The organism is Burkholderia pulmonis, from assembly GCF_984667975.1.
In genome coordinates, this window is the sequence record NZ_OZ480186.1 from 93,689 (window position 1) to 119,612 (window position 25,924).

General features: G+C 65.1%; 19 protein-coding genes. 18 read left to right on the forward strand and 1 reads right to left on the reverse strand.

Annotated elements, in window-relative coordinates:
- Positions 1 to 439 precede the first annotated feature (439 nt).
- The 15 genes from mnmG to AC5LXK_RS00510 all read left to right on the forward strand — a co-directional run bounded on the left by mnmG (position 440) and on the right by AC5LXK_RS00510 (position 16,086).
- On the forward strand, positions 440 to 2,410 hold the full coding sequence (gene mnmG / locus AC5LXK_RS00440; protein ID WP_493389870.1) for a tRNA uridine-5-carboxymethylaminomethyl(34) synthesis enzyme MnmG: 1,971 nt from the start codon (positions 440 to 442) through the stop codon (positions 2,408 to 2,410).
- Positions 2,407 to 3,093, forward strand: coding sequence for a 16S rRNA (guanine(527)-N(7))-methyltransferase RsmG (gene rsmG, locus AC5LXK_RS00445; RefSeq protein WP_493389871.1), 687 nt, complete (start codon positions 2,407 to 2,409; stop codon positions 3,091 to 3,093). Before mnmG ends, rsmG begins: the two co-directional genes overlap by 4 nt.
- A gap of 51 nt (positions 3,094 to 3,144) precedes the next feature.
- A complete protein-coding gene (locus tag AC5LXK_RS00450; RefSeq protein ID WP_493389872.1) occupies positions 3,145 to 3,924 on the forward strand; it encodes a ParA family protein in 780 nt (259 codons plus the stop codon).
- A gap of 31 nt (positions 3,925 to 3,955) precedes the next feature.
- Complete coding sequence (locus AC5LXK_RS00455) at positions 3,956 to 4,849, forward strand: ParB/RepB/Spo0J family partition protein (RefSeq protein WP_027788713.1); 894 nt, start codon at positions 3,956 to 3,958, stop codon at positions 4,847 to 4,849.
- A gap of 10 nt (positions 4,850 to 4,859) precedes the next feature.
- A complete protein-coding gene (locus tag AC5LXK_RS00460) occupies positions 4,860 to 5,990 on the forward strand; it encodes an SLC13 family permease (RefSeq protein ID WP_493389873.1) in 1,131 nt (376 codons plus the stop codon).
- 567 nt (positions 5,991 to 6,557) lie between these two features.
- On the forward strand, positions 6,558 to 7,094 hold the full coding sequence (locus AC5LXK_RS00465) for an ATP synthase subunit I (protein WP_493389874.1): 537 nt from the start codon (positions 6,558 to 6,560) through the stop codon (positions 7,092 to 7,094).
- Positions 7,095 to 7,205: 111 nt separating this feature from the next.
- Positions 7,206 to 8,057: a F0F1 ATP synthase subunit A gene (gene atpB, locus AC5LXK_RS00470; protein WP_174953318.1), complete on the forward strand. Its 852-nt coding sequence runs from the start codon at positions 7,206 to 7,208 to the stop codon at positions 8,055 to 8,057.
- A 77-nt stretch (positions 8,058 to 8,134) separates the two neighbouring features.
- Complete coding sequence (atpE, locus tag AC5LXK_RS00475) at positions 8,135 to 8,404, forward strand: F0F1 ATP synthase subunit C (protein ID WP_025990054.1); 270 nt, start codon at positions 8,135 to 8,137, stop codon at positions 8,402 to 8,404.
- Between the two features lie 127 nt (positions 8,405 to 8,531).
- The gene (locus AC5LXK_RS00480) at positions 8,532 to 9,002 is read left to right on the forward strand and encodes a F0F1 ATP synthase subunit B (protein WP_493389875.1); all 471 of its coding nucleotides are present in this window, start codon (positions 8,532 to 8,534) and stop codon (positions 9,000 to 9,002) included.
- Positions 9,003 to 9,004: 2 nt separating this feature from the next.
- Positions 9,005 to 9,544 (forward strand): F0F1 ATP synthase subunit delta, encoded by a 540-nt coding sequence (locus AC5LXK_RS00485; RefSeq protein WP_493389876.1) that lies wholly within the window; start codon positions 9,005 to 9,007, stop codon positions 9,542 to 9,544.
- A gap of 48 nt (positions 9,545 to 9,592) precedes the next feature.
- Positions 9,593 to 11,134: a F0F1 ATP synthase subunit alpha gene (atpA, locus tag AC5LXK_RS00490; RefSeq protein WP_493389877.1), complete on the forward strand. Its 1,542-nt coding sequence runs from the start codon at positions 9,593 to 9,595 to the stop codon at positions 11,132 to 11,134.
- Between the two features lie 69 nt (positions 11,135 to 11,203).
- Positions 11,204 to 12,079, forward strand: a complete 876-nt coding sequence (atpG, locus tag AC5LXK_RS00495) for a F0F1 ATP synthase subunit gamma (RefSeq protein ID WP_493389878.1) — start codon at positions 11,204 to 11,206, stop codon at positions 12,077 to 12,079.
- Positions 12,080 to 12,145: 66 nt separating this feature from the next.
- A complete protein-coding gene (atpD, locus tag AC5LXK_RS00500; protein WP_493389879.1) occupies positions 12,146 to 13,540 on the forward strand; it encodes a F0F1 ATP synthase subunit beta in 1,395 nt (464 codons plus the stop codon).
- A 149-nt stretch (positions 13,541 to 13,689) separates the two neighbouring features.
- The gene (locus tag AC5LXK_RS00505) at positions 13,690 to 14,115 is read left to right on the forward strand and encodes a F0F1 ATP synthase subunit epsilon (RefSeq protein ID WP_493389880.1); all 426 of its coding nucleotides are present in this window, start codon (positions 13,690 to 13,692) and stop codon (positions 14,113 to 14,115) included.
- 243 nt (positions 14,116 to 14,358) lie between these two features.
- Complete coding sequence (locus AC5LXK_RS00510) at positions 14,359 to 16,086, forward strand: AMP-binding protein (RefSeq protein WP_493389881.1); 1,728 nt, start codon at positions 14,359 to 14,361, stop codon at positions 16,084 to 16,086.
- Positions 16,087 to 16,815: 729 nt separating this feature from the next.
- Here the strand turns inward: AC5LXK_RS00510 and AC5LXK_RS00515 are convergent.
- Positions 16,816 to 17,616, reverse strand: coding sequence for a transporter substrate-binding domain-containing protein (locus tag AC5LXK_RS00515; protein ID WP_493389882.1), 801 nt, complete (start codon positions 17,614 to 17,616; stop codon positions 16,816 to 16,818).
- A gap of 149 nt (positions 17,617 to 17,765) precedes the next feature.
- On the opposite strand from AC5LXK_RS00515, the gene hemE reads away from it, so the two are divergent.
- The 3 genes from hemE (at position 17,766) to putA (ending at position 25,882) form a co-directional block, all read left to right on the forward strand.
- The gene (gene hemE / locus AC5LXK_RS00520) at positions 17,766 to 18,860 is read left to right on the forward strand and encodes a uroporphyrinogen decarboxylase (RefSeq protein WP_493389883.1); all 1,095 of its coding nucleotides are present in this window, start codon (positions 17,766 to 17,768) and stop codon (positions 18,858 to 18,860) included.
- Positions 18,861 to 19,311: 451 nt separating this feature from the next.
- Positions 19,312 to 21,573 (forward strand): primosomal protein N', encoded by a 2,262-nt coding sequence (locus AC5LXK_RS00525; protein ID WP_493389884.1) that lies wholly within the window; start codon positions 19,312 to 19,314, stop codon positions 21,571 to 21,573.
- Positions 21,574 to 21,949: 376 nt separating this feature from the next.
- Complete coding sequence (gene putA, locus AC5LXK_RS00530; RefSeq protein ID WP_493389885.1) at positions 21,950 to 25,882, forward strand: trifunctional transcriptional regulator/proline dehydrogenase/L-glutamate gamma-semialdehyde dehydrogenase; 3,933 nt, start codon at positions 21,950 to 21,952, stop codon at positions 25,880 to 25,882.
- Positions 25,883 to 25,924 lie beyond the last annotated feature (42 nt).

The following is a 25,924-nucleotide window of genomic DNA, read 5'->3' on the forward strand; positions in this document are numbered from 1 at the left end:
CCCTGTGCAGGGACGGTGAATAAGCTATCCACAGCATGCAGATGAATCGGGTGGTGGCGTGCTTCACCGGCCGACAAGGTGGCCGTATCTCAGTGGATAAGTGTCCGGGCAACCGCCGGAAATGCTGTGAGCACGCGGATGGGCACAGGGTGTCGTGTCCCGGTTGTCGCACAGGTCACAGGCATCGAACGGGTTATGTGTGCCGCATGCGGCTCCCGGACAGCCGGTTTTTGCACAGGCGCGATGATGTGCGGCGGGCCGTTCGATGCATGCCGGCACAGGCTCGGCACCCGGGATTCACCCCTCCACAGCTAAAAAATCGACGAAATGCACAGACCCTACCATTCGGACGGCATTCGGGTGAAAAGCGAACCCGCTATAATTCGGCCCATACATTTCTCTGATAGGTTCGTGCGCAGCTCTGCGTGCGGAATCCACCATGCTTTTTCCCACAGAATTTGACGTCATCGTCGTCGGTGGCGGTCATGCCGGCACGGAAGCCGCGCTGGCGTCCGCCCGTATGGGCGCGAAGACACTGCTGCTGACTCACAACATCGAAACGCTCGGGCAGATGAGCTGCAATCCGTCGATCGGCGGCATTGGCAAGGGCCATCTGGTCAAGGAAGTCGACGCGCTGGGCGGCGCAATGGCCGCGGCGACGGACGAGAGCGGTATTCAGTTCCGGATCCTCAATTCGTCGAAGGGCCCGGCCGTGCGGGCGACGCGTGCGCAGGCCGACCGCATCCTGTACAAGGCGGCGATCCGTCACCGGCTCGAGAACCAGCCGAACCTGTGGCTGTTCCAGCAGGCTGTCGACGACCTGATGGTCGAAGGCGACCGCGTGGTGGGCGCCGTCACGCAGATCGGCATCCGTTTCCGCGCCCGTGCAGTCGTGCTGACCGCCGGTACGTTCCTCGACGGCAAGATCCACGTCGGCCTGAACAACTACACGGGCGGTCGCGCAGGCGATCCGGCGGCCGTGTCGCTGTCGTCGCGCCTGAAGGAGCTGAAGCTGCCGCAGGGGCGCCTGAAGACCGGTACGCCGCCGCGTATCGACGGTCGCACGATCGACTTCTCGAAGCTCGACGAGCAGCCGGGCGACTTCGATCCGATCCCCGTATTCTCGTTCCTGGGCCGCGCGGAGCAGCATCCGCAGCAGCTGCCGTGCTGGGTCACGCACACGAACGAGCGCACGCACGACATCATTCGTGGCGGTCTCGATCGTTCGCCTATGTATACAGGCGTGATCGAAGGCGTCGGCCCGCGCTATTGCCCGTCGATCGAGGACAAGATCCACCGGTTCGCGTCGAAAGAGTCGCACCAGATCTTCCTTGAGCCGGAAGGGCTGACGACCAACGAGTTCTACCCGAACGGGATCTCGACGAGCCTGCCGTTCGACGTCCAGCTCGAGCTCGTGCATTCGATGCGCGGCCTCGAGAACGCGCATATCCTGCGCCCCGGCTATGCGATCGAGTACGACTACTTCGACCCGCGCGCGCTGAAGGCGTCGCTCGAGACGAAGGCGATCAACGGGTTGTTCTTTGCGGGCCAGATCAACGGCACGACCGGCTACGAAGAGGCTGCCGCGCAGGGCCTGCTGGCCGGCCTCAATGCGGGCCGCTACGTGCAGGAGAAGGATGCATGGTGCCCGCGTCGCGATCAGGCCTATCTGGGCGTGCTGGTCGACGATCTCGTGACGCGTGGTGTGGCCGAGCCGTACCGGATGTTCACGAGCCGTGCCGAGTATCGCCTGAGCCTGCGCGAAGACAACGCCGACATGCGTCTGACCGAAGTCGGCCGCGAGCTGGGGCTGGTCGACGACGCGCGTTGGGACGCATTCAGCCGGAAGCGCGACGCTGTTTCACGTGAAACCGAACGCCTGAAATCTACGTGGGTCACGCCGAAGACGCTGCCGCCGGAAGAGGCGACCGCGTTGCTCGGCAAGGCGATCGATCACGAATACAGCCTCGCCGAGCTGCTGCGCCGCCCGGGCATCAGTTACGACGGCGTGTGTGGACTGAAGGGGGGCGAATGCGGCCCGGCGGAGCCGTTGGCCGACGATCCGGTGCTGCTCGAGCAGATCAAGGAGCAGGTCGAGATCGGCATCAAGTACCAGGGCTATATCGAGCGCCAGGCATCCGAGATCGAACGCAATGACGCGAACGAGAACACGCGCCTGCCGGACGGTATCGATTACCGCGAAGTCCGTGGCCTGTCGTTCGAGGTGAGCCAGAAGCTCAACGAGTTCCGGCCGGAAACGATCGGGCAAGCGTCGCGTATCTCGGGCGTCACGCCGGCGGCGATCTCGCTGCTGATGGTGCACCTGAAGCGCCGCGGCCTGGGGCGCCGGAATGGCACGGCCGCAGAGGCAACGGAGCAGGGGGACGGCACCGTCCCGACGCAACAATGACGGCGCGTCGCGCGCCGGCGGTTAATCGGGATGTACTGGAAGGGATGCTTGTCGAAGGCACGACGGCGCTCGACCTCGCACTGACGGATGCACAACGCGACCAGCTGCTCGACTACGTCGGGTTGCTCGGCAAGTGGAACGCGGTCTACAACCTGACGGCGATCCGCGACCCGAAGCAGATGCTGATCCAGCACATCCTGGATTCGCTCTCCATCGTCCCGCATCTGCGCGGCCGTACATCGGCGCGCGTGCTCGATGTCGGCTCGGGCGGCGGATTGCCCGGTATCGTGCTCGCAATCGTCGAGCCGGAATGGCAGATCACGCTGAACGATATCGTGCAGAAGAAGTCTGCATTCCAGACGCAGATGCGCGCGGAGCTGAAGCTCGCGAACCTGTCGGTCGTCACCGGGCGCGTCGAATCGCTGCAGCCGGGTGTCGAAGTGCCGAAAAAATTCGACATGATCGTATCCCGCGCTTTCGCGGATCTGTCCGACTTCGTTAAACTTGCTCGACATCTGGTCGCGCCGGGCGGATCGATCTGGGCGATGAAGGGCGTTCACCCGGACGACGAGATTGCGCGATTGCCGGAAGGCAGTCGCGTGAAGCAGACGATCCGGCTGGCGGTACCGCTGCTCGATGCCGAACGGCATCTGTTCGAAGTGGCCGTCGACGAGGCGAATTGAAGGCGCGCGGTAGCGCGCCGTTTGTTTGAAGGTAAAGGGAACACACCAACGATGGCAAAGATCTTCTGCGTTGCGAACCAGAAGGGGGGCGTCGGCAAGACGACGACATCGGTCAATCTCGCCGCAAGCCTTGCAGCGCAGGAGCAACGAGTCCTGCTGATCGATCTCGACCCGCAGGGCAACGCGACGATGGGCAGCGGGATCGACAAAGCCTCCTGCGAAGCGACCGTGTACGAAGTGCTGATCGACGGCGTGTCGGTGACCGACGCGCGCATCCGCCCGGACGGCGTCACCTATGACGTGCTGCCCGCGAACCGCGAGTTGTCCGGTGCCGAGATCGAACTGATCAGCATCGACAATCGCGAACGCCGACTGAAGGCCGCGCTCGAGCACGTGGCCGACGACTACGATTTCGTGCTGATCGATTGCCCGCCGACGCTGTCACTGCTGACGCTGAACGGGCTGTGTGCCGCGCATGGCGTCGTGATTCCGATGCAGTGCGAGTACTTCGCACTGGAAGGGTTGTCGGACCTCGTCAACACGATCAAGCAGGTTCACGCGAACATGAATCGCGACCTGAAGATCATCGGCTTGCTGCGCGTGATGTTCGATCCGCGCATCACGCTGCAGCAGCAAGTTTCCGATCAACTGAAAGCGCACTTCGGCGACAAGGTGTTCGACGCGGTGATTCCGCGCAACGTGCGCCTGGCGGAAGCGCCGAGTTACGGGCTGCCGGGCGTCGTGTTCGACCGCAGCTCGCGTGGTGCGCAAGCGTATCTCCAGTTCGGCGCCGAGATGATCGAACGCGTGCGCGCGTTCGAGGTGTCGTGATCCGGACATGAGCGAAGCGAGGAAGAAAGACATGAACGCGGTACCAAAGAAGAAGGGCTTGGGACGTGGCCTCGAAGCGCTGCTCGGCGGCAGTGCCGATATCACCGAAGCGGTGAAGATCGAAGGGGCACCGAACACGCTCGCGCTCGGCAAGCTGCAGGCCGGCAAGTACCAGCCGCGGACGCGGATGGACGAGGGCAGCCTGCAGGAGCTCGCGGCCAGCATTCGCGCACAGGGCGTGATGCAGCCGATCCTGGTACGGCCCATTTCATCAGACAAATACGAGATCATCGCGGGTGAGCGGCGCTTCCGCGCGGCGCGCCTGGCCGGTCTCGATGAAGTGCCGGTGCTCGTGAAGGACGTGTCCGATCAGGCTGCCGCCGCGATGGCGCTGATCGAGAACATCCAGCGAGAGGATCTGAATCCGCTTGAAGAGGCGCACGGTATCCAGCGCCTGCTCGACGAGTTCGGTTTCACGCACGAACAGGCGGCCGAATCGGTCGGCCGTTCGCGCAGCGCGGTGTCGAACCTGCTGCGCCTGCTGAACCTCGCGTCGCCGGTGCAGACGATGCTGCTGGCCGGCGATCTCGACATGGGGCACGCACGTGCGCTGCTCGCCGTCGATGCGGCCACGCAGATCACGCTCGCGCATCAGGTCGTCAACAAGCGCATGTCGGTGCGCGAGACCGAGAAACTCGTCACCCACACGACGAAGGAAGCGCCGGCTGTGAAGGCGCGCGCGAAAGACGACGGCGGCCGCGATACGCGTCGTCTCGAAGAGGAACTGTCCGACCTGCTCGCGTCGACGGTGAAGATCAAGCTTGGCCGCCGCGGGCGCGGGCAGGTGACGATCGATTTCGGCAACCTCGACGCCCTCGAGGGCATTCTCGTGCGGCTGCGCGGCAACGTCGCGACCGAAGAGTAACGGGCGGCCCATGGAGGAGACGGGCGCACCGGCGCCGCGCCGGTGGCTCGGCTGGCTTGCGCAGGAACCGGTTCTGTCGGTGCTTGCGCTTGGCCTGATCGTGCTGCAATGGGTGCGTCCGCAATCATTTGCGGTACTCGCCGGTCGTGTCGACTGGCAGACGGTCGCGACGCTCGCGGGCCTGCTGATGCTGACCAAGGCGCTCGAGCTGTCCGGCTGCCTGATGTGGCTCGCGCACCGCATCGTCCATCACGTGCATTCCGAACGCGGGCTCGCGATGCTGCTGGTCGGGTTCGCCGCAGTGCTGTCGATGTGGCTCACCAACGACGTCGCGCTGTTCGTCGTCGTGCCGTTGATGGTGTCGCTTCGCGCGCTGACACCGCTGCCGTTCCGGCGGCTCGTGATCGTCGTCGCGCTGGCCGTCAACGCGGGGTCCGTCGCGACACCGCTCGGCAATCCCCAGAATCTTTTCCTGTGGCAACTGAGCGGCGTGTCGTTCGGCCGCTTCGTGGTGACGCTCGGGCCGCTCGCGCTTGCGCTGATGGTGCTGCTGTTCGTGGTGACTGCGTTCATGTTCCGCGCGAAGCCGCTCGACCTGTCCGGCGATGCCGCCGCGTTTCCCGTACAACGCATGCACGCGCTGATCGCGGCGGTGCTGTTTGCCGCGTTCGTACTGCTCGCCGATGCGCATCATCCGCTGCCGGGCCTCGTCGGTGTCGCCATCGTGCTGCTCGCCGTCAAACGTGACGCAGTCCTAAAGATTGACTGGCTGCTGTTGCTGATCTTCGTGCTGATGTTCGTCGTGCTGCGCAGCGCGGCTGCGCTGCCTGTCGTGCACGACACGATTGCCAATGCGCAACTCGATTCACCGCTGCGCGTCTATGCCGCCGGTGCCGTATTGTCACAGGCGATCAGCAACGTGCCGGCCGCGATCCTGCTGTCGGAATTCACGCACGACTGGCGTGCGCTTGCATTCGGCGTATCGGTGGGCGGCTTCGGTTTCGCGATCGGCTCGCTTGCGAACCTGATCGCCGTGCGTCTCGCGAAGGAGCCGCGCATGTGGCTGCCGTTCCACCTGGTGTCGATCCCGTTCGCGCTCGCGAGCGCGGCACTGGGCGCGTGGTTGCTGGTGCGTGGTTGAACGAGGCCGCTGCGTGCGGCACAGACATGCCGCTGGATTGGCGGGCAGGGCGCACAGCGTTCGCGGTGATTAAAGGTTGTTGATAAGTCCCGCAACCCACAGTCGAACTTCTGTGGCGGCGCGACAACTGATTGGACATATCGGTGCACGAGCGTCCGGTCGAATTTCGCGCGTTGTGCTCGGCAGGTCGGCCGCAGCGTCCCGCCGGTTCCGGCTCGCCGCAACGAATGGTTGCGGACGACGACATTGCAGCGAAGCTCCGGCGGCGCCCATGCCGCACCGTCCAGGCCTGCATCGGGCGTCGTTTCCACGGGTATCCGCGTCGCCGGATTTTTTCGAGCAAGAAATACCGGCGCAAGAAACCGACCTTACAACTGTCATCGTACGTCGTCGAATCGGGCGGTTTTTCACATGATGGGGTGGCGTTTTACGCAGATTTTTGTCGCGTCTAAAGCCTTGAATCACCTGCAACTATCGCTTACAATCGCCCGGATTTGTTAGCTAGGCACCCCCGAAAGCTTTCAGAAAGTTTCTTCGGGGCGGATACGGATTTTGCGGGAAATTGCGATGGCGGGTCAGGACGAGCCGATCAACGGACACGACAAGCACAGCGCAAGCCGCAGTACCGAACCGACCGTCGAGCGGCGGCACGCAGCCGACGACGACTGGGATGCCGGGCAGCAAGACGACACAACAATCGTTCCGCTTACGCGGGCCGAAGCGGAAACGCTGTTCGGGCCGGATGTAAGCCGACCCTCGCGGGTCACGCCCTATCGGGTCGTGATTGCGCAAGTGGCTTTGTCCTTGGTTGCAACGCTGGCGTGGTGGCTGTTTTCTTCGAAGCCGCCGGGCGCCGCTGCGCAATCCGCATTTCTGGGCGGAGCGATTGGCTGGGCGCCGAGTGCATTGTTCGCGGTGCGTTTGAAGTGGGGCGGTGCCGACACCGTGATGGGATGGGTGACCGGCGAAGTACTCAAGATGGGTGCGACGATCGCGCTGTTTGTCGCGATCGCCGTGTGGTACCCCGGTGTGCACTGGGTGCCCTTGCTCATTACGTACTTGCTCGTGCTGAAAACGTACTGGATTGCGCTGGCCTGGCGATAGGCTGTGAGACCTTGCGCGGTTCGACACGAACATGCGCAGGCGCGTTCCCGCAATAGAGTGTTGCGGTGAAGCGGAAGACCGATTTTCGACAATTTGGGTGGCACTAACGATATGGCAACCAGCGAAGGCTCGCGTGCTCTGGATCCGTCCGAGTACATTGCGCACCACTTGCAGAACTTCTCCACCGCGCATCAGACGTCGATTTTCGATATCCACGTCTGGAATCTCGACACGCTGTTCTGGTCGATCGTCTGCGGTCTCGCCACGATCCTGATTCTGTACATGGCTGCCCGCAAGGCCACGCCGGGCGTACCGGGTCGTTTCCAGTGCATGATCGAGATGATCGTCGAGATGGTCGAAGACCAGTCGAAGGCGGTGGTCCACGGCAATCGTACCTTCATTGCGCCGCTCGCGCTGACCGTGTTCATCTGGGTCGCGCTGATGAACTCGCTCGACTTCCTCCCCGTCGACCTGCCGGGCCGCGTGATCGGCTGGCTGGGCCTGTCGGAAGTCATCCCGCATCATCGCATCGTCCCGACGGCCGACCTTAACGGCACGCTCGGCATCGCACTTGGCGTTTTCGTGCTGATGATCTACTACAGCATCAAGATCAAGGGCGCGGGCGGCTTCGTGCACGAACTCGTGTCGGCTCCGTTCGGTGCGCATCCGCTGCTGTGGATCCCGAACCTGGGCCTGAACATCGTTGAATACGTTGCCAAGACCGTTTCGCTCGGCATGCGACTGTTCGGCAACATGTACGCAGGCGAACTGCTGTTCCTGCTGATCGCGTTGCTCGGCAGCATGTGGGGTTTCGGTGCGGACGCATCGGTGCTCGGCTTCATCGGCCATATCCTCGCGGGTAGCATCTGGGCGATCTTCCACATCCTGATTGTTTTGCTGCAAGCGTTCATTTTCATGATGCTCACGCTGGTGTACCTCGGCCAGGCTCACGAATCGCACTAAGCAGCCGGACAATCAAGCAGGTTTGTTTTTAGTTTTCTTTTAATTCCAGTTCCAAGTCTTTTCACAAAGGAGTGATCATGCAAGCTTTCATCGCCAACATCCAGGGTCTGACCGCTATCGGTATCGGTATCATCATCGGCCTGGGTGCGATCGGCGCCTGTATCGGTATCGGTCTGATGGGTGGCAAGTACATCGAAGCATGCGCACGTCAGCCTGAGCTGATCAACCCGCTGCAAACGAAGATGTTCCTGCTGGCTGGTCTGATCGATGCGGCATTCCTGATCGGCGTTGGTGTGGCAATGCTGTTTGCATTCGCGAACCCGCTCCTGTCGAAGCTCGCAGGCTAAGGTTCCTCGGAAGATTTGCGCCGGCGATCGCAGGCGCAGGGTGGAACGGATGACGAGCGCCAATCGAATTCATTTTCGACGCGCTCCTCCTCGTTTCAATTTCCGGAATTGCAGATAAGGAAACACCGTGAATCTCAACGCAACCCTGTTTGCGCAAATGGTCGTGTTCCTGATCCTCGCGTGGTTCACGATGAAATTCGTGTGGCCGCCGTTGATCAACGCCCTCGACGAGCGCTCGAAGAAAATTGCCGATGGCCTCTCGGCCGCGGAAAAGGGTCAGGCGGAACTCGCAGCGGCGCACAAGCGCGTCGACCAGGAACTCGCGCAGGCCCGTAACGACGGTCAACAACGCATTGCCGACGCTGAAAAGCGCGCGCAGTCGGTGGCCGAAGAAATCAAGGCTCAAGCCCATGCCGAAGCCGCCCGCATCATCGCTCAGGCGAAGGCGGACGCGGATCAGCAAATCGTGAAGGCGCGTGAAACGCTGCGCGGCGAAGTCGCCACGCTGGCGGTCAAGGGCGCCGAGCAGATCCTGAAGCGCGAAGTCGATCAAACGGCCCACGCCGAACTGCTGAATCAACTGAAAGCCGAGCTCTGATCATGGCCGAACTTGCAACCATCGCCCGCCCTTACGCAGAAGCGCTGTTCCGCGTGGCCGAGGGTGGTGATATCGCCGCCTGGTCCACGCTCGTGCAAGAGCTGGCTCAGGTTGCGCAACTGCCCGAAGTGCTGTCGATCGCGTCGAACCCGAAAGTGGGCCGCGCGCAGGTCAACGAGTTGCTGCTCGCCGCGGTGAAATCGCCGCTCGCGACCAGTGCGGAAGCGAAGAACTTCGTGCAGATGCTGGTCGAAAATCACCGTATCGCACTGCTGCCGGAAATCTCCGCGCAGTTCGACGAGTTGAAGAATGCGCGCGAAGGCGCGGCAGACGTGCAGATCGTCAGCGCGTTTCCGCTCGAAGGCGCACAGCTCACCGAACTCCTCGCCAGCCTCGAACGCAAGTTCAAGCGCAAGCTGAAGCCGACGGTCCAGACCGATGCGTCGCTGATCGGCGGCGTGCGCGTGACGGTCGGCGACGAAGTGCTCGATACCTCGGTCCGCGCGCGGCTCGTCAGCATGCAGACGGCCTTGAGCGCTTGAGCGCCCAGGCCGCCGGCAGGCAACAGAATTGACTATCAGGAGCGAATAATGCAACTCAATCCCTCTGAGATCAGCGAGCTGATCAAGAGCCGGATCCAGGGCCTTGAAGCGAGCGCAGACGTTCGCAACCAGGGCACCGTGATCTCCGTGACCGACGGTATCGTGCGTATCCACGGCCTGTCGGACGTGATGCAGGGCGAAATGCTCGAGTTTCCGGGCAACACGTTCGGTCTCGCGCTGAACCTCGAGCGCGACTCGGTCGGCGCGGTGATTCTCGGCGAATACGAACACATCTCGGAAGGCGACATCGTCAAGACGACGGGCCGCATTCTCGAAGTCCCGGTGGGTCCGGAACTCGTCGGCCGCGTGGTCGATGCGCTCGGCAACCCGATCGACGGCAAGGGCCCGGTCAACGCGAAGCTGACCGACGCGATCGAAAAGATCGCCCCGGGCGTGATCTGGCGTAAGTCGGTGTCGCAGCCGGTGCAGACGGGCATCAAGTCGATCGACGCGATGGTGCCGATCGGCCGTGGCCAGCGTGAGCTGATCATCGGCGACCGTCAGTGCGGCAAGACCGCAGTGGCGCTCGATGCGATCATCAACCAGAAGGGCAAGGACCTGATCTGTATCTACGTCGCGATCGGCCAGAAGGCTTCGTCGATCATGAACGTGGTTCGCAAGCTCGAAGAAACGGGCGCGATGGAATACACGATCGTCGTCGCCGCTTCGGCATCGGATTCGGCTGCGATGCAGTACCTCGCACCGTACGCCGGCTGCACGATGGGCGAATACTTCCGCGACCGCGGCCAAGACGCGCTGATCATTTATGATGACTTGACCAAGCAGGCTTGGGCATACCGTCAGATCTCGCTGCTGCTGCGCCGCCCGCCGGGCCGTGAAGCGTACCCGGGCGACGTGTTCTATCTGCACTCGCGTCTGCTGGAGCGTGCTGCTCGCGTGTCGGAAGATTACGTCGAGAAGTTCACGAACGGTGAAGTCAAGGGCAAGAGCGGTTCGCTGACGGCACTGCCGGTCATCGAAACGCAGGCTGGCGACGTGACCGCGTTCGTTCCGACGAACGTGATCTCGATTACCGACGGCCAGATCTTCCTGGAAACCGACCTGTTCAACGCAGGCATCCGCCCGGCAATCAACGCCGGCGTGTCGGTGTCGCGCGTCGGTGGCGCCGCTCAGACGAAGGTCGTGAAGAAGCTGTCGGGCGGTATCCGTACCGACCTCGCACAGTACCGTGAACTGGCCGCATTCGCGCAGTTCGCATCGGACCTCGACGAAGCGACCCGCAAGCAGCTCGAGCGCGGCCGCCGCGTGACGGAACTGCTGAAGCAGCCGCAGTACCAGCCGCTGCAGGTCTGGGAACTGGCCGTGTCGCTGTACGCCGCGAACAACGGCTACCTCGACGACCTCGACGTCAAGCAAGTGCTCGCGTTCGAGAAGGGCCTGCGCGACAACCTGAAGACCAGCCACGCTGACCTCATCAAGCGCATCGAAGACACCAAGGATCTCTCGAAGGACGACGAAGGCGCACTGCGCTCGGCGATCGAAGCCTTCAAGAAGTCCGGTGCCTATTGATCCGCGAGTGACACACTGAGGCCGCGCGGGTGCTGATGCGCCCGCGCCGCTTCGGTCAAGGAGCAAGCTATGGCTGGAATGAAGGAAATTCGCGGCAAGATCAAGAGCGTGCAGAACACGCGCAAGATCACGAAGGCGATGGAGATGGTGGCTGCATCGAAGATGCGTCGCGCGCAGGAACGCATGCGCGCCGCTCGTCCGTATGCAGACAAGGTCCGTGCCATCGCCGCGCACATGAGCCGTGCGAACCCGGAGTACCGCCACCCGTTCATGGTGGCGAACGACGGCGCGAAGACGGCCGGCATCATCCTCGTCACGACGGACAAGGGGCTGTGCGGCGGTCTGAACACCAACGTGCTGCGTGCGACGGTGCAGAAGTTCAAGGAGCTGAACGAGAAGGGCCAGAAGGTCGAAGCCACCGCGATCGGTAGCAAGGGCCTCGGGTTCCTGAACCGCTTCGGCGCGAAGGTGATGTCGCAGGTCGTGCACCTCGGCGACACCCCGCATCTGGACAAGCTGATCGGCGCCGTGAAGACGCAGCTCGATCTGTACTCGGAAGGCAAGCTGTCGGCGGTTTATATCGCTTACACGCGCTTCGTCAACACGATGAAGCAGGAAGCCGTAATCGAGCAGCTGTTGCCGCTGTCGTCGGAACACTTCGAAGCCGATGACGGTACGCCGGCTACGTCGTGGGATTACATCTACGAGCCGGACGCGCAGGCAGTCGTTGACGAACTGCTCGTGCGTTACGTCGAAGCGCTGGTGTACCAGGCCGTCGCCGAAAACATGGCGTCCGAGCAATCGGCGCGCATGGTCGCGATGAAGGCCGCGTCCGACAACGCGAAGACGGTGATCAGCGAACTGCAGCTCGTGTACAACAAGAGCCGTCAGGCCGCGATTACGAAAGAACTGTCGGAGATCGTCGGCGGCGCAGCCGCTGTTTAAGCGCGCGCCCGGGACGACAACTGCGCCTTTGCGCGAGTAAAGAATCAGGTATTTAAAGGAAAAGCGATGAGTACTGCTGCTTTGGTAGAAGGCAAGATCGTACAGTGCATCGGCGCCGTTATCGACGTGGAATTCCCGCGCGACAGCATGCCGAAGATCTACGACGCGCTCATTCTCGATGGCTCGGAACTGACGCTCGAAGTCCAGCAGCAGCTGGGCGACGGCGTGGTCCGTACCATCTGTCTGGGTGCATCCGACGGCCTGCGCCGCGGCCTGACCGTGAAGAACACGAGCAAGCCGATTTCGGTGCCGGTCGGCAAGCCGACCCTCGGTCGTATCATGGACGTGCTCGGCCGTCCGATCGACGAAGCCGGTCCGATCGAGAGCGACGTGACGCGTTCGATCCACCAGAAGGCTCCGGCGTTCGACGAACTGTCGCCGTCGACCGAACTGCTCGAAACGGGTATCAAGGTTATCGACCTGATCTGCCCGTTCGCAAAGGGCGGCAAGGTTGGCCTGTTCGGCGGTGCTGGCGTGGGCAAGACCGTCAACATGATGGAGCTCATCAACAACATCGCGAAGGAACACGGCGGTTACTCCGTGTTCGCGGGCGTGGGCGAGCGTACCCGTGAAGGAAACGACTTCTACCACGAAATGAAGGACTCGAACGTTCTCGACAAGGTCGCGCTGGTGTACGGCCAGATGAACGAGCCGCCGGGCAACCGTCTGCGCGTCGCGCTGACCGGCCTGACGATGGCCGAGCACTTCCGTGACGAAGGCCTCGACGTGCTGTTCTTCGTCGACAACATCTACCGTTTCACGCTGGCCGGTACCGAAGTGTCGGCACTGCTCGGCCGTATGCCGTCGGCAGTGGGCTATCAGCCGACGCTGGCTGAAGAAATGGGCAAGCTGCAAGAGCGCATCACGTCGACCAAGAAGGGCTCGATTACGTCGGTTCAGGCCGTGTACGTCCCTGCGGATGACTTGACCGACCCATCGCCGGCTACGACCTTCGGCCACTTGGACGCAACCGTCGTTCTGTCGCGTGACATCGCTTCGCTGGGTATCTACCCGGCGGTCGACCCGCTCGACTCGACGTCGCGCCAGATCGACCCGAACGTGATCGGTGAAGAGCACTACTCGATCACCCGTGGTGTTCAGCAGACGCTGCAGCGCTACAAGGAACTGCGCGACATCATCGCGATTCTGGGGATGGACGAACTGTCGCCGGAAGACAAGCTGTCGGTCGCGCGCGCGCGTAAGATCCAGCGTTTCCTGTCGCAGCCGTTCCACGTTGCTGAAGTGTTCACGGGCTCGCCGGGCAAGTACGTGCCGCTGAAGGAAACGATCCGCGGCTTCAAGATGATCGTCGACGGCGAGTGCGACCACCTGCCGGAACAGGCGTTCTACATGGTCGGCACGATCGACGAAGCCTTCGAAAAGGCCAAGAAGATCTCGTAAGGATCAAGGGATCGGAGTAAGCGCCGAAGCGCTTACTCCCGTCGACCGCCGCAGGACAGGAGTAAGTGCTGAAGCGCTAACTCCCGCCAACTGCGGCATGGGGCGGGAGTAAGTGCCAAAGCACTCACTCCCGCCGACAGGAGTTCGATATGGCAACCATCAAAGTAGACGTCGTCAGCGCGGAAGAGCAGATCTTCTCGGGCCAGGCGAAATTCGTCGCGCTGCCGGGCGAAACGGGTGAGCTGGGTATTCTGCCGGGCCACACGCCGCTGATCACGCGGATTCGTCCGGGTGCGGTGCGCATCGAAGTCGAGGGCGGCAACGACGAATTCGTGTTCGTCGCAGGCGGCATTCTCGAAGTGCAGCCGGGCACCGTGACGGTGCTCGCCGATACCGCGATCCGCGGCAAGGACCTCGATGCGGCGAAAGCCGAGGAAGCGCGCAAGCGTGCCGAGGAAACGCTGCAGAACGCGAAGTCGGATCTCGACCTCGCAAAGGCGCAATCCGAGCTCGCGACCGCGATGGCGCAGCTCGAAGCGATCCAGCGTCTGGCGAAGATCCGCAGCCGGCACTGAGCCGCGCCGCGTATCCCGCGAAAGAAAGCAGCCTTCGGGCTGCTTTTTTTTCGTCCGCGTTTTTACGGGCCGGATCATTCCGTCCGGTCGTGCTATTTCATCCGTCCGCCGCGATTTGCTGTCAGAGTGTCGTCAGCGGAGCGCGGCATCATCCGCGGTGAGGCCGTCCGTCGCGACTCAGGCGGCGGAGGCGGGCGCAGCAGGCGCGCGCGGGCCGATCAGACCAAAAGGACGGAGACATTCATGGCAGCAGACCTTGGCGTGGGCGCGCTGATCGCGCCCGAGAACGGCTTGTCGTACGTGCGCGGCGCGACCGACGTGCCGCTATCCGACGCGACGATCGGCCGGTTCCTGCTCGACACGGCCGGCCGCTTTCCCGACCGCCCGGCCGTCGTGTTCCGCGAGCAGCAGGTGCGCTGGACCTGGCGCGAGTTCGCGAACGAGGTCGACGTGCTGGCGGCGGGGCTCGCCGCGCTCGGGATCGTGAAGGGCGACTGCGTCGGCATCTGGTCGCCGAACCGCAGCGAATGGCTGCTCACGCAGTTCGCGACCGCGCGGATCGGCGCAGTGCTCGTCAACATCAATCCGGCCTACCGGCTGTCGGAACTCGAATACGCGCTGAACAAGGTCGGCTGCAAGGCCGTGATCGCGGCCGAGCGCTTCAAGACGTCCGCGTACGTCGAGATGCTGCAGACGATCGCGCCGGAGCTTGCGACCGCGACGCCGGGCGACCTGCACGCGGCGCGCGTGCCGACCCTGCGTACGGTCGTGTCGATGGGCGACGTCGCGCCGGCCGGCATGTTCCGCTTCGTGGACGTGATGGCGCGCGGCCGCCAGGCCGTCGATTCCGCGCTGCTCGATGCGATCGGCGCGACGCTCACGGCCCACGACCCGATCAACATCCAGTTCACGAGCGGCACGACCGGCAGCCCGAAGGGCGCGACGCTCACGCACCGCAACGTCGTCAACAACGCGCGCTCGATCGCGATGGCGATGCGTTTCACCGAACAGGATTCGCTCTGCATCCCCGTGCCGCTCTATCACTGCTTCGGGATGGTGCTGGCCGTCCTCGCGTGCGTGTCGAAGGGGGCCGCGATGGTGTTCCCCGGCGAAGCGTTCGACCCGGTCGCGACGCTCGCGGCGGTGGCCGACGAGCGTTGCACCGCGCTGCACGGTGTGCCGACGATGTTCATCGCGGAGCTCGATCATCCCGCATTCGCGACATTCGACCTGTCGACGCTGCGCACCGGGATCATGGCCGGCTCGCCGTGCCCGATCGAGACGATGAAGCGCGTCGTGTCGCAGATGCACCTGTCGGAGATCACGATCGCGTACGGGATGACGGAGACGAGCCCTGTGTCGTTCCAGAGCTCGACCGACGATCCGCTCGAAAAGCGCACGACGACGGTCGGCCGCATCCAGCCGCATCTGGAGGTGAAGATCGTCGACCCGAGCGGCGACATCGTGCCGGTCGGCGCGACGGGCGAGCTGTGCACGAAGGGCTATTCGGTGATGCTCGGCTACTGGGACGACGACGCGAAGACGCGCGAGGTGCTGGCCGACGGCTGGATGCATACGGGCGACCTCGCGACGCTCGACGCGGACGGCTACTGCAATATCGTCGGCCGCCTGAAGGACATGGTGATTCGCGGCGGCGAGAACGTCTATCCGCGCGAGATCGAGGAATTCCTGTTTCGGCATCCGAAGATCCAGAGCGCGCAGGTATTCGGCGTGCCCGATACAAAGTACGGCGAGGAGCTGTGCGCGTGGATCGTGCTGCGCGCGGACGAGCAGATGACCGAGGACGACGTGCGTGCGTTCTGCAACGGGCAGATTGCCCACTACAAGATTCCGCGCTACATCCGCTTCGTCGACGAGCTGCCGATGACGGTGACGGGCAAGGTGCAGAAGTTCGTGATGCGCGACCGGATGATCGAGGAGCTGAAGCTCGACGTGCAGAGGACCGCATAAAGCGGCCCAGGCGGCGCGGCGGCGGAAAAACGTGGCGGCCTGCGGGCCGTTGCGTTTTCGATGGACGAAAAAAAGCGGGCTTATTAGCCCGCTAAAAACCACACGCTACGGGGTTAGCGCGAGGAGACCAAAGATGAAACCGAGTCCGGCGGGGGGCCGGAAACGACTCCAACAAGGATGCCCCTCGGAAGGGCTTCGGTACGTGACCGACTGGCTCGCAGCGCTTCGCGTCCGCTCACACTTGGCACACGAGACCGCATCCGTGTTGAAACCGTTGAGGCCATTGTGGGCGAATTAATGACCCGTCGCGGTAACAAAGTGTTTCAGGTTGTAACGCCCGCCGGATAAGGCTTTCCGGGATTTTTTGCTGTTTTCGGGATCCTGAAAAAGGTCATTTTTACTCATACTTTCCGCAGCGTTTTCAGGGGATGCGCACGATGCGTTTTTCATGCGTATCAGGCGCGATGAATTGCCGATTTTCACGCGAGAAAGTGCGCGGCGCGACCGATACCGCGCATGACGATCCATTCGTCGGAAAGATTTTGAAACGTGATTGGTGCGCGAGGAAGTCGGCCGTTGGGCCGATCCGGGCGGTTTTGCGCCGGTGACGGGCGCGGCGGCGCGATGGCGACATGTAACGGGGGCATGATTGCCGTCGTCACGACACGGTTTTCGCGCGCAGTCGCCACGGGGTCGGTGCCCGTTATCGGACGCCGCGCGCGGGTGTGATTACTTCAGCCACTTGTCCGAAATCGCCTGGTATTCGCCGGTCGACAGCGCGAGATGCAGCCACTGGTCGACGTACTGCTGGAACACCACATCGCCGCGCGGCACCATGTACGCCTTCTCGCCGAACTGGAACGGCTTGTCCGGATGCACCGAGCACAGGCCCGGATTCAGCTTTTGCTGCAGCAGCGTCTCGGACGCATCCGTCACCATCACGTCGGCCTTGCCCGCGAGGATCTGCTTGAAGATCGTCACGTTGTCCGGGTAGACGGTCAGGTTCGCGTGCGTGAAGAACTGCTTCGCGAACCGTTCGTTGGTGCCGCCCGGGTTCACGATCACGCGCGTCTCGGGCCGGTCGATCTGCGCGACGGTCTGGTACTTGCCGGTATGCGCGCAGCGCACGATCGGCGTCTTGCCGTCGACCACGTACGGCTGCGTGAAGAACGCGCGCTTCTGGCGCTCGAGCGTGGTCGACACGCCGCCCACCGCGATGTCGCATTTCGCGACGAAATCAGCGGTCAGGTTCGGCCAGCTCGTCTTCACGAAGTCGGTCTTCACGCCGAGCGACTTCGCGAGCGATTCGGCCATGTCGATGTCGATCCCCTCGAAACGGCCGTCCGCGCGGTAGTACGAATACGGCTTGTAGTCGCCCGTCGTGCACACGCGCAGCGTGCCGCGCGCGAGCACGTCGTCGAGGCGCGAGCCGGCGCCCGGCGCGGTTGCGGCGGCGCCCGTGGCGGTCTGCGCGTGCGCGGCGGTGCAGCAGAGCAGCGCGGCCGCGGCGAGCGTGGCGAGTGTCTTCATCGGTCTCCTCCTTCGTTTCGTTCGATATGAGCGTCCGATCATAACGGAGCCATCGCGCGCGTCATATGGCCGCCATCGCGTCGGTATGCGCAGCCCGATCGCGGCTGTCCGGTAAAATGCCGCTTTGCCTTCGCATCGTCGCTCCTACCGTGGCCCATAACCTGCTCAACGACACCTTCCTGCGTGCGCTCCTGCGCGAGCCGACCGACTACACGCCGATCTGGCTGATGCGCCAGGCCGGCCGCTACCTGCCCGAATACAACGCGACGCGCGCGCGTGCCGGCAGCTTCCTCGGTCTCGCGAAGAATCCCGACTACGCGACCGAGGTGACGCTGCAGCCGCTCGAGCGTTTCCCGCTCGACGCCGCGATCCTGTTTTCCGACATCCTGACGATTCCGGACGCGATGGGGCTCGGCCTCGACTTCCAGGTCGGCGAAGGGCCGAAGTTCGCGCATCCGGTGCGCACCGAGGCCGACGTCGCGAAGCTCGCGGTGCCGGACATCGAGGAGACGCTCGGCTACGTGACGGGCGCCGTGCGCGAGATCCGCCGCGCGCTCACCGACGGCGAGGGCCGCCAGCGCGTGCCGCTGATCGGCTTCTCGGGCAGCCCTTGGACGCTTGCGTGCTACATGGTCGAAGGCGGCGGGTCGGACGATTTCCGCACGGTGAAGTCGATGGCGTATTCGCGCCCCGACCTGATGCACCGGATCCTCGACGTGAACGCGCAGTCGGTGGCGGCGTACCTGAACGCGCAGATCGAAGCGGGCGCGCAGGCCGTGATGATCTTCGATACGTGGGGCGGCGCACTGGCCGACGGCGCGTACCAGCGCTTCTCGCTCGACTACATCCGCCGCGTGGTGTCGCAGCTCAAGCGCGAGCACGACGGCGAGCGCGTGCCGGTGATCACGTTCACGAAGGGCGGCGGGCTGTGGCTCGAAGAGATCGCAGCGACGGGCGTCGACGCGGTCGGGCTCGACTGGACGGTCAACCTCGGCGCCGCGCGCGAGCGCGTCGCGGGGCGCGTCGCGCTGCAGGGCAACCTCGACCCGACGATCCTGTTCGCACCGCCGGCCGCGGTGCGCGAACAGGCGCGTGCGGTGCTCGACAGCTATGGCAACCATCCGGGCCACGTGTTCAACCTCGGACACGGCATCTCGCAGTTCACGTCGCCCGATCACGTCGCCGAACTCGTCGACGAAGTGCATAGTCACAGCCGCGCGATCCGTAGCGGAGCCGCAGGCTGAACGCAAGCGCTGTCATGCTGCATTGCGGGGTGACAGCGTTTCGTTGCGCGCACTAAACAGGGCGCAACCCCGCACCGGTTGCCGATTCGGTGCTTGTCAAGACTTGACTTATACACATTTTCCACGTTGCAGCGCGGTAGAGCCCCGTATCGGTCAAATTGTCTCGCTATGGTTTGGTAATTTGAATAGCAGCCTTATGGAATAAGGCTCCGCGGGGCACCGCAGCAAGCGGCGAAAAACAGCGGAAAGCACGGCCCCGCGCGCGTTGCGGCCATTGGGCGGCGAGTTCTCAACAAAGTTATCCACAGGCTGGCCAGGGTATACGGCGATTCCTAATGCGAATCCAAAACTTAGCGCCGAATCTGACGTTTTACTTTAAGTTCGCCGCCGCGATGCGGGCGCGGATGCAAGCCGTCCGTCCGGTGCGGGACGCTGCTGCCGGAGCGCCGCGATGAGCGGCACCTACCTGCGCGTCGCGCTCGACCATCCGCTCGCCACCCTGTTCGACTACCGCTGCGACGCGCAGCCGACACCCGTGCCGGGCACGCTCGTGCAGGTGCCGTTCGGCAAGCGCCAGGCCGTCGGGCTCGTTTGCGAAGTAACGACTCACACCGACGTGCCGCCGTCGCGGCTGCGCGCGGTCGACGCGATCTGCGCCGACCTGCCGCCGCTGTCGACCGACTGGCTCGCGCTCGTGTCGTTCGCGGCGGATTATTATCAGCGCGGGCGTGGCGAGGTCGCGTTGCCGGCCTTGCCGCAGGCGCTGCGCGATGCCGGACGCTGGGGGCGGCTGCTCGCCCCCGAAGTGCGTTATCAGCCGACGGAAGCCGGCCGCGCGGCATTGCCCGATGCATTGCCCGCGCGCGGCGCCGCGCTGCGGCGGCTCGCGCAGGCGCTCGTCGACACCGGGTCGCTGACGCTGCCCGATGCGCGCGCGCTGCATCCGAAGGCGGCCGCGACGCTCGACGACTGGGCGGCGCGCGGCTGGGTCGACGTCGAGGAGATCGGCTGGGCCGATGCGCCTGTGGCCAAAGCTGTGGATAACCTGTCGACAAGCAGTGGACGAGCTGTGCCGCCGGCGCTGACGGACCAGCAGGCCGAGGCGCTCGACGCGATCCGCGCCGCGCAGGGCTTCGCGCCGTTCCTGCTGCACGGCGTGACGGGCAGCGGCAAGACCGAGGTCTACCTGCATGCGCTCGCGTCGCTGCTCGACGCGCGGCCGGACGCGCAGGCGCTCGTGCTCGTTCCGGAAATCAACCTGACACCGCAGTTCGAGGCCGCATTTCGTGCGCGCTTCGCGGGCGCGCTCGCCGACGACGGGATCGTCACGCTGCACAGCGGGCTCGCCGAGGGCGAGCGGGCGCGCAACTGGCTCGCCGCGCACACGGGCCGCGCGCGGATCGTGCTCGGCACGCGCCTCGCGGTGCTCGCGTCGATGCCGACACTCGCGCTGATCGTCGTCGACGAGGAGCACGAGCCCGCGTACAAGCAGCAGGAAGGGTTGCGCTATTCGGCGCGCGACCTCGCCGTGTGGCGTGCGAAGCAGCTCGGCATCACGGTCGTGCTCGGCTCGGCCACGCCGTCGCTCGAAAGCTGGTGGCAGGCCGACCAGGGGCGCTACACGCGGCTCACGCTGTCGCGCCGCGCGGTGGCCGACGCGACGCTGCCGACGGTGCGGCTGATCGATCTCGAAGAGGAGCGGCGGCGCGGGCGCGCGTCGATGGGCGGACTGTCCGGGCCGCTCGTCGCGGCGCTGAAGGCGCGGCTCGAACGCGGCGAGCAGAGCCTCGTGTTCCTGAACCGGCGCGGCTATGCCCCGCAGCTCGCGTGCGACGCATGCGGCTGGGTGGCCGGCTGCCCGCGCTGCAGCGCGTACGTCGTGCTGCACAAGCCCGAGCATGCGCTGCGCTGCCATCACTGCGGCTGGGAATCGCGCATTCCACGGTCGTGCCCGGAGTGCGGGAACGTCGACATCGCGCCGCTCGGGCGCGGCACGCAGCGCATCGAGGAGGCGCTCGCCGAGGCCGTGCCGGGCGCGCGCGTGCTGCGGATCGACGCGGACAGCACACGCCGCAAGGGCAGTGCGCAGGCGCTCTTTTCCGACGTGCATGCGGGCGAGGTCGACATCCTGGTCGGCACGCAGATGATCGCGAAGGGACACGACTTCCAGCGCGTGTCGCTCGTCGGCGTGCTCAACGCCGACACCGCGCTGTTCTCGCACGACTTCCGCGCGAGCGAGCGCCTGTTCGCGCAGCTGATGCAGGTGAGCGGCCGCGCGGGCCGTGCCGGGCTGCCGGGCGAGGTGCTCGTGCAGACGCGCTACCCGCGTCACGCGCTGTACCACGCGCTCGGCCGCCAGGATTACGTCGGCTTTGCGAATTCGACGCTCGGCGAGCGTCGCGACGCGCACCTGCCGCCGTTCGTCTACCAGGCGCTGCTGCGCGCCGAAGGGCGCACGCTCGATGCCGCGCTCGCGTTCCTGCTGCAGGCGGCAGCCGCGTTGCCGGGGCTGCCGGGCGCGGATCGCGTGACCGTGTACGACGCGGTGCCGATGACGATCGTCAAGGTCGCGAACGTCCATCGTGCGCAACTGCTGCTCGAGAGTGCGTCGCGGGCGGCGCTGCAGCATGCGTTGCGTGCCTGGCAGCCGGAGCTGCGCGCGCTGAAGGGCGTGCTGCGGTGGAGTGTCGAGGTCGATCCGCTCGATATCTGACCGACTCCCGCGCGACCGCCGCGCGGGGTGCTGCTGCACCGCGGCCCGGGCCACCGGGCGACCCCGAACCGTCTCCCGTCGCGCGCCCGAACCGGGCGCCGCACCGTGCCGCGTTACCCAGTGCAACCGTTTTCGACCGCTTCCGCGCGCGCCGAAGGTTGCACACGCCTGCCGAATCGGCCCGATCAGGGAAAACACCGATCCGCCGACCACGGGCAACCCCTAGGTTGCAACCACATAAGTGGCTGATTATATTGGCTAACTTGCAGGTGCAACCTATCTTGTAATTTGGTTGCACCTTTTTATTGCGTGCCGTAGGATTTCGCGCATCCTCTTACACTACATTGCCGGGCTCGCACCGGCGCACGAACCCACCATGGCAAGCACGACTCTCGGCGTCAAAGTCGACGACCTTCTCCGCTCGCGCCTCAAGGATGCCGCCGCGCGTCTCGAGCGTACTCCCCACTGGCTGATCAAGCAGGCGATCTTCGCGTATCTCGAGCGGATCGAGCACGGCCAGCTGCCGCCCGAGCTGTCGGGCCACAGCGGCGTGACGGAGCTCGCCGACGGTCAGGCGGCGGATGGCGACGACGACAACTCGCCGCATCCGTTCCTCGAGTTCGCGCAGAACGTGCAGCCGCAATCGGTGTTGCGCGCGGCGATCACGGCCGCTTACCGTCGCCCGGAACCGGAATGCGTGCCGTTCCTGCTCGGCCAGGCGCGCCTGCCCGCGAACCTGCAGGGAGACGTGCAGGCGCTCGCGACGAAGCTCGTCGAGGCGCTGCGCGAGAAGAGCTCGGGCGGCGGCGTCGAAGGGCTGATCCACGAGTTCTCGCTGTCGAGCCAGGAAGGCGTTGCGCTGATGTGCCTCGCCGAAGCGCTGCTGCGCATTCCCGACCGCGCGACGCGCGACGCGCTGATTCGCGACAAGATCAGCAAGGGCGACTGGCGCTCGCACGTCGGCCACGCGCCGTCGCTGTTCGTGAACGCGGCGACCTGGGGGCTGATGATCACCGGCAAGCTCGTGACGACCAACAGCGAAGCCGGCCTGTCGTCGGCACTCACGCGCCTGATCGGCCGCGGCGGCGAGCCGCTGATCCGCAAGGGCGTCGACATGGCGATGCGCCTGATGGGCGAGCAGTTCGTCACCGGCGAGACGATTTCCGAAGCGCTCGCGAACAGCCGCAAGTACGAAGCGCGCGGCTTCCGCTACTCGTACGACATGCTCGGCGAAGCGGCGACGACCGAAGAGGACGCGCAGCGCTACTACGCGTCGTACGAGCAGGCGATCCACGCGATCGGCAAGGCGGCCGGCGGCCGCGGCATCTACGAAGGCCCGGGCATCTCGATCAAGCTGTCGGCGCTGCACGCGCGCTACTCGCGCTCGCAGCAGGACCGCACGATGAGCGAGCTGCTGCCGCGCGTGCGCGCACTCGCGCTGCTCGCGCGCCGCTACGACATCGGCCTGAACATCGACGCGGAAGAGGCCGACCGCCTCGAACTGTCGCTCGACCTGCTCGAGGCGCTGTGCTTCGATCCGGATCTCGCGGGCTGGAACGGCATCGGCTTCGTCGTGCAGGGCTACCAGAAGCGCTGCCCGTTCGTGATCGACTACCTGATCGATCTCGCGCGCCGCAGCCGTCACCGCCTGATGATCCGCCTCGTGAAGGGCGCGTACTGGGATACCGAAATCAAGCGTGCGCAGGTCGACGGCCTCGAAGGCTATCCGGTCTACACGCGCAAGATCTACACGGACGTGTCGTACCTTGCGTGCGCGAAGAAGCTGCTCGCGGCGCCGGACGCCGTGTATCCGCAGTTCGCGACGCACAACGCGTACACGCTCGCCGCGATCTATCAGCTCGCGGGCCAGAACTACTACCCGGGCCAGTATGAATTCCAGTGCCTGCACGGGATGGGCGAGCCGCTGTACGAGGAAGTCACGGGCCGCGACAAGCTGAACCGTCCGTGCCGCGTGTACGCACCGGTCGGCACGCACGAGACGCTGCTCGCGTACCTCGTGCGCCGCCTGCTCGAGAACGGCGCGAACACGTCGTTCGTGAACCGCATCGCGGACAAGACCGTGTCGGTGAAGGAGCTGGTCGCCGATCCGGCCGACGAAGCGATGAAGGTCGTGCCGCTCGGCGCGCCGCACGCGAAGATCCCGCTGCCGCGCAACCTGTACGGCGACGAGCGTCCCAACTCGATGGGCCTCGACCTGTCGAACGAGCATCGTCTCGCATCGCTGTCGTCCGCGCTGCTCGCGAGCGCGCACTTCCCGTGGCGCGCGGCGCCGATGCTCGACGACGACACGCTCGCCGATGCGCCGGCCCGCGACGTGCGCAACCCGGCCGACCAGCGCGACCTGGTCGGCACGGTCAGCGAAGCGACGGCCGAACACGTGAGCGCGGCGCTCGCGCATGCGGTGGCCGCCGCGCCGATCTGGCAGGCGACGCCGGTCGACGCACGCGCCGATTGCCTGGTGCGCGCAGCCGACCTGCTCGAAGCGCAGATGCACACGCTGATGGGCCTGATCGTGCGCGAAGCCGGCAAGTCGCTGCCGAACGCGATCGCCGAAATCCGCGAAGCGGTCGACTTCCTGCGCTACTACGCGGCGCAGATCCGCGACGAATTCTCGAACGACACGCACCGTCCGCTCGGCCCCGTGGTCTGTATCAGCCCGTGGAACTTCCCGCTCGCGATCTTCATGGGCCAGGTTGCTGCTGCGCTCGCCGCCGGCAACACGGTGCTCGCGAAGCCGGCCGAACAGACGCCGCTGATTGCCGCGCAGGCCGTGCGCCTGCTGCGCGAGGCCGGCGTGCCGGCCGGCGCGGTGCAACTGCTGCCGGGCGACGGCGAGACCGTCGGCGCGGCGCTGGTCGCCGATCCGCGCACGCGTGCGGTGATGTTCACGGGCTCGACCGAAGTCGCGCGCCTGATCAACAAGACGCTGTCCGCGCGCCTCGACCCGGATGGCAAGCCGATTCCGCTGATCGCCGAAACGGGCGGCCAGAACGCGATGATCGTCGATTCGTCGGCGCTCGCGGAGCAGGTGGTCGCGGACGTGATGCAGTCGTCGTTCGACTCGGCCGGTCAACGGTGTTCGGCGCTGCGCGTTCTGTGTCTGCAGGACGATGTCGCGGACCGCACGCTGACGATGCTGAAGGGCGCGATGCACGAGCTGGCGCTCGGCAACCCCGACCGGCTGTCGACGGACGTCGGCCCGGTGATCGACGCCGAAGCGAAGCAGACGATCGACACGCACGTCGCGACGATGAAGGACAAGGGCCACGCCGTGACGCAGCTGCCGGCGCCCGAGGCCTGCACGCACGGCACGTTCGTGCCGCCGACGCTGATCGAGATCGGCACCGTCGACGAGCTGAAGCGTGAAGTGTTCGGCCCCGTGCTGCACGTGGTGCGCTACCGCCGCAGCCAGCTCGACAAGCTGCTCGAGCAGATCCGCGCGACCGGTTACGGGCTGACGCTCGGCATCCACACGCGGATCGACGAGACGATCGCGCACGTGATCTCGAACGCGCACGTGGGCAACATCTACGTGAACCGCAACGTGATCGGCGCGGTGGTCGGCGTGCAGCCGTTCGGCGGCGAAGGGCTGTCGGGCACGGGCCCGAAGGCCGGTGGCGCGCTGTACCTGCAGCGCCTGCTCGCGACGCGTCCGTCGGGCCTGCCGCGCTCGCTCGCGCAGTCGCTGATCGCGGATGGCGCGGCCGACGGCGACGCGCGCAGCAACCCGGCGGCGGCGCTCACGACGTTGCGCGACTGGCTGATCGAGCAGCGCGAGCCGGCGCTGGCCGCGCGTTGCGACGGCTATCTGGCCCAGGTGCCGGCCGGCGCGACCGCCGTGCTGAGCGGGCCGACGGGTGAGCGAAACACGTATACACTCGGCCCGCGCGGTACGGTGCTGTGTGTCGCGGCAACGCCGGGCGGTGCGCGTGCGCAGTTCGCGGCGGTGCTGGCCACCGGCAACCGCGCGCTGTTCGCCGGCGCGGCGGGCGAGGCGCTGGTCGCCGCGCTGCCGGCGTCGCTGAAGACGCATGCGGCCGTGCGCAAGCAGGCCGACGCGCCGTTCGACGCGGTGCTGTTCGAAGGCGACAGCGACGAACTGCAGACGCTCGTGAAGGACGTCGCGCAGCGGCCGGGCCCGATCGTGTCGGTGCAGGGCGTGTCGGTGGGCGCGTTCGAGAACGGCGACGCGGAAGACTACGCGCTGGAGCGGCTGCTGACGGAGCGCTCGGTGAGCGTGAACACGGCGGCGGCGGGCGGCAATGCGAATTTGATGACGATCGGCTGATCATCCTTGCCGTTCGGATCAAACAAAGGAAGCGGCAAGGCG

Coding starts and splice junctions, on each gene's coding strand:
- AC5LXK_RS00505 (WP_493389880.1), top strand. CDS start 13,690: ATGGCAACCATCAAAGTAGACGTCGTCAGCGCGGAAGAGCAGATCTTC.
- putA (WP_493389885.1), top strand. CDS start 21,950: ATGGCAAGCACGACTCTCGGCGTCAAAGTCGACGACCTTCTCCGCTCG.
- mnmG (WP_493389870.1), top strand. CDS start 440: ATGCTTTTTCCCACAGAATTTGACGTCATCGTCGTCGGTGGCGGTCAT.
- atpE (WP_025990054.1), top strand. CDS start 8,135: ATGCAAGCTTTCATCGCCAACATCCAGGGTCTGACCGCTATCGGTATC.
- AC5LXK_RS00450 (WP_493389872.1), top strand. CDS start 3,145: ATGGCAAAGATCTTCTGCGTTGCGAACCAGAAGGGGGGCGTCGGCAAG.
- AC5LXK_RS00455 (WP_027788713.1), top strand. CDS start 3,956: ATGAACGCGGTACCAAAGAAGAAGGGCTTGGGACGTGGCCTCGAAGCG.
- AC5LXK_RS00465 (WP_493389874.1), top strand. CDS start 6,558: ATGGCGGGTCAGGACGAGCCGATCAACGGACACGACAAGCACAGCGCA.
- atpB (WP_174953318.1), top strand. CDS start 7,206: ATGGCAACCAGCGAAGGCTCGCGTGCTCTGGATCCGTCCGAGTACATT.
- AC5LXK_RS00515 (WP_493389882.1), bottom strand. CDS start 17,616: ATGAAGACACTCGCCACGCTCGCCGCGGCCGCGCTGCTCTGCTGCACC.
- atpA (WP_493389877.1), top strand. CDS start 9,593: ATGCAACTCAATCCCTCTGAGATCAGCGAGCTGATCAAGAGCCGGATC.
- atpD (WP_493389879.1), top strand. CDS start 12,146: ATGAGTACTGCTGCTTTGGTAGAAGGCAAGATCGTACAGTGCATCGGC.
- AC5LXK_RS00485 (WP_493389876.1), top strand. CDS start 9,005: ATGGCCGAACTTGCAACCATCGCCCGCCCTTACGCAGAAGCGCTGTTC.
- AC5LXK_RS00510 (WP_493389881.1), top strand. CDS start 14,359: ATGGCAGCAGACCTTGGCGTGGGCGCGCTGATCGCGCCCGAGAACGGC.
- AC5LXK_RS00525 (WP_493389884.1), top strand. CDS start 19,312: ATGAGCGGCACCTACCTGCGCGTCGCGCTCGACCATCCGCTCGCCACC.
- AC5LXK_RS00460 (WP_493389873.1), top strand. CDS start 4,860: ATGGAGGAGACGGGCGCACCGGCGCCGCGCCGGTGGCTCGGCTGGCTT.
- rsmG (WP_493389871.1), top strand. CDS start 2,407: ATGACGGCGCGTCGCGCGCCGGCGGTTAATCGGGATGTACTGGAAGGG.
- atpG (WP_493389878.1), top strand. CDS start 11,204: ATGGCTGGAATGAAGGAAATTCGCGGCAAGATCAAGAGCGTGCAGAAC.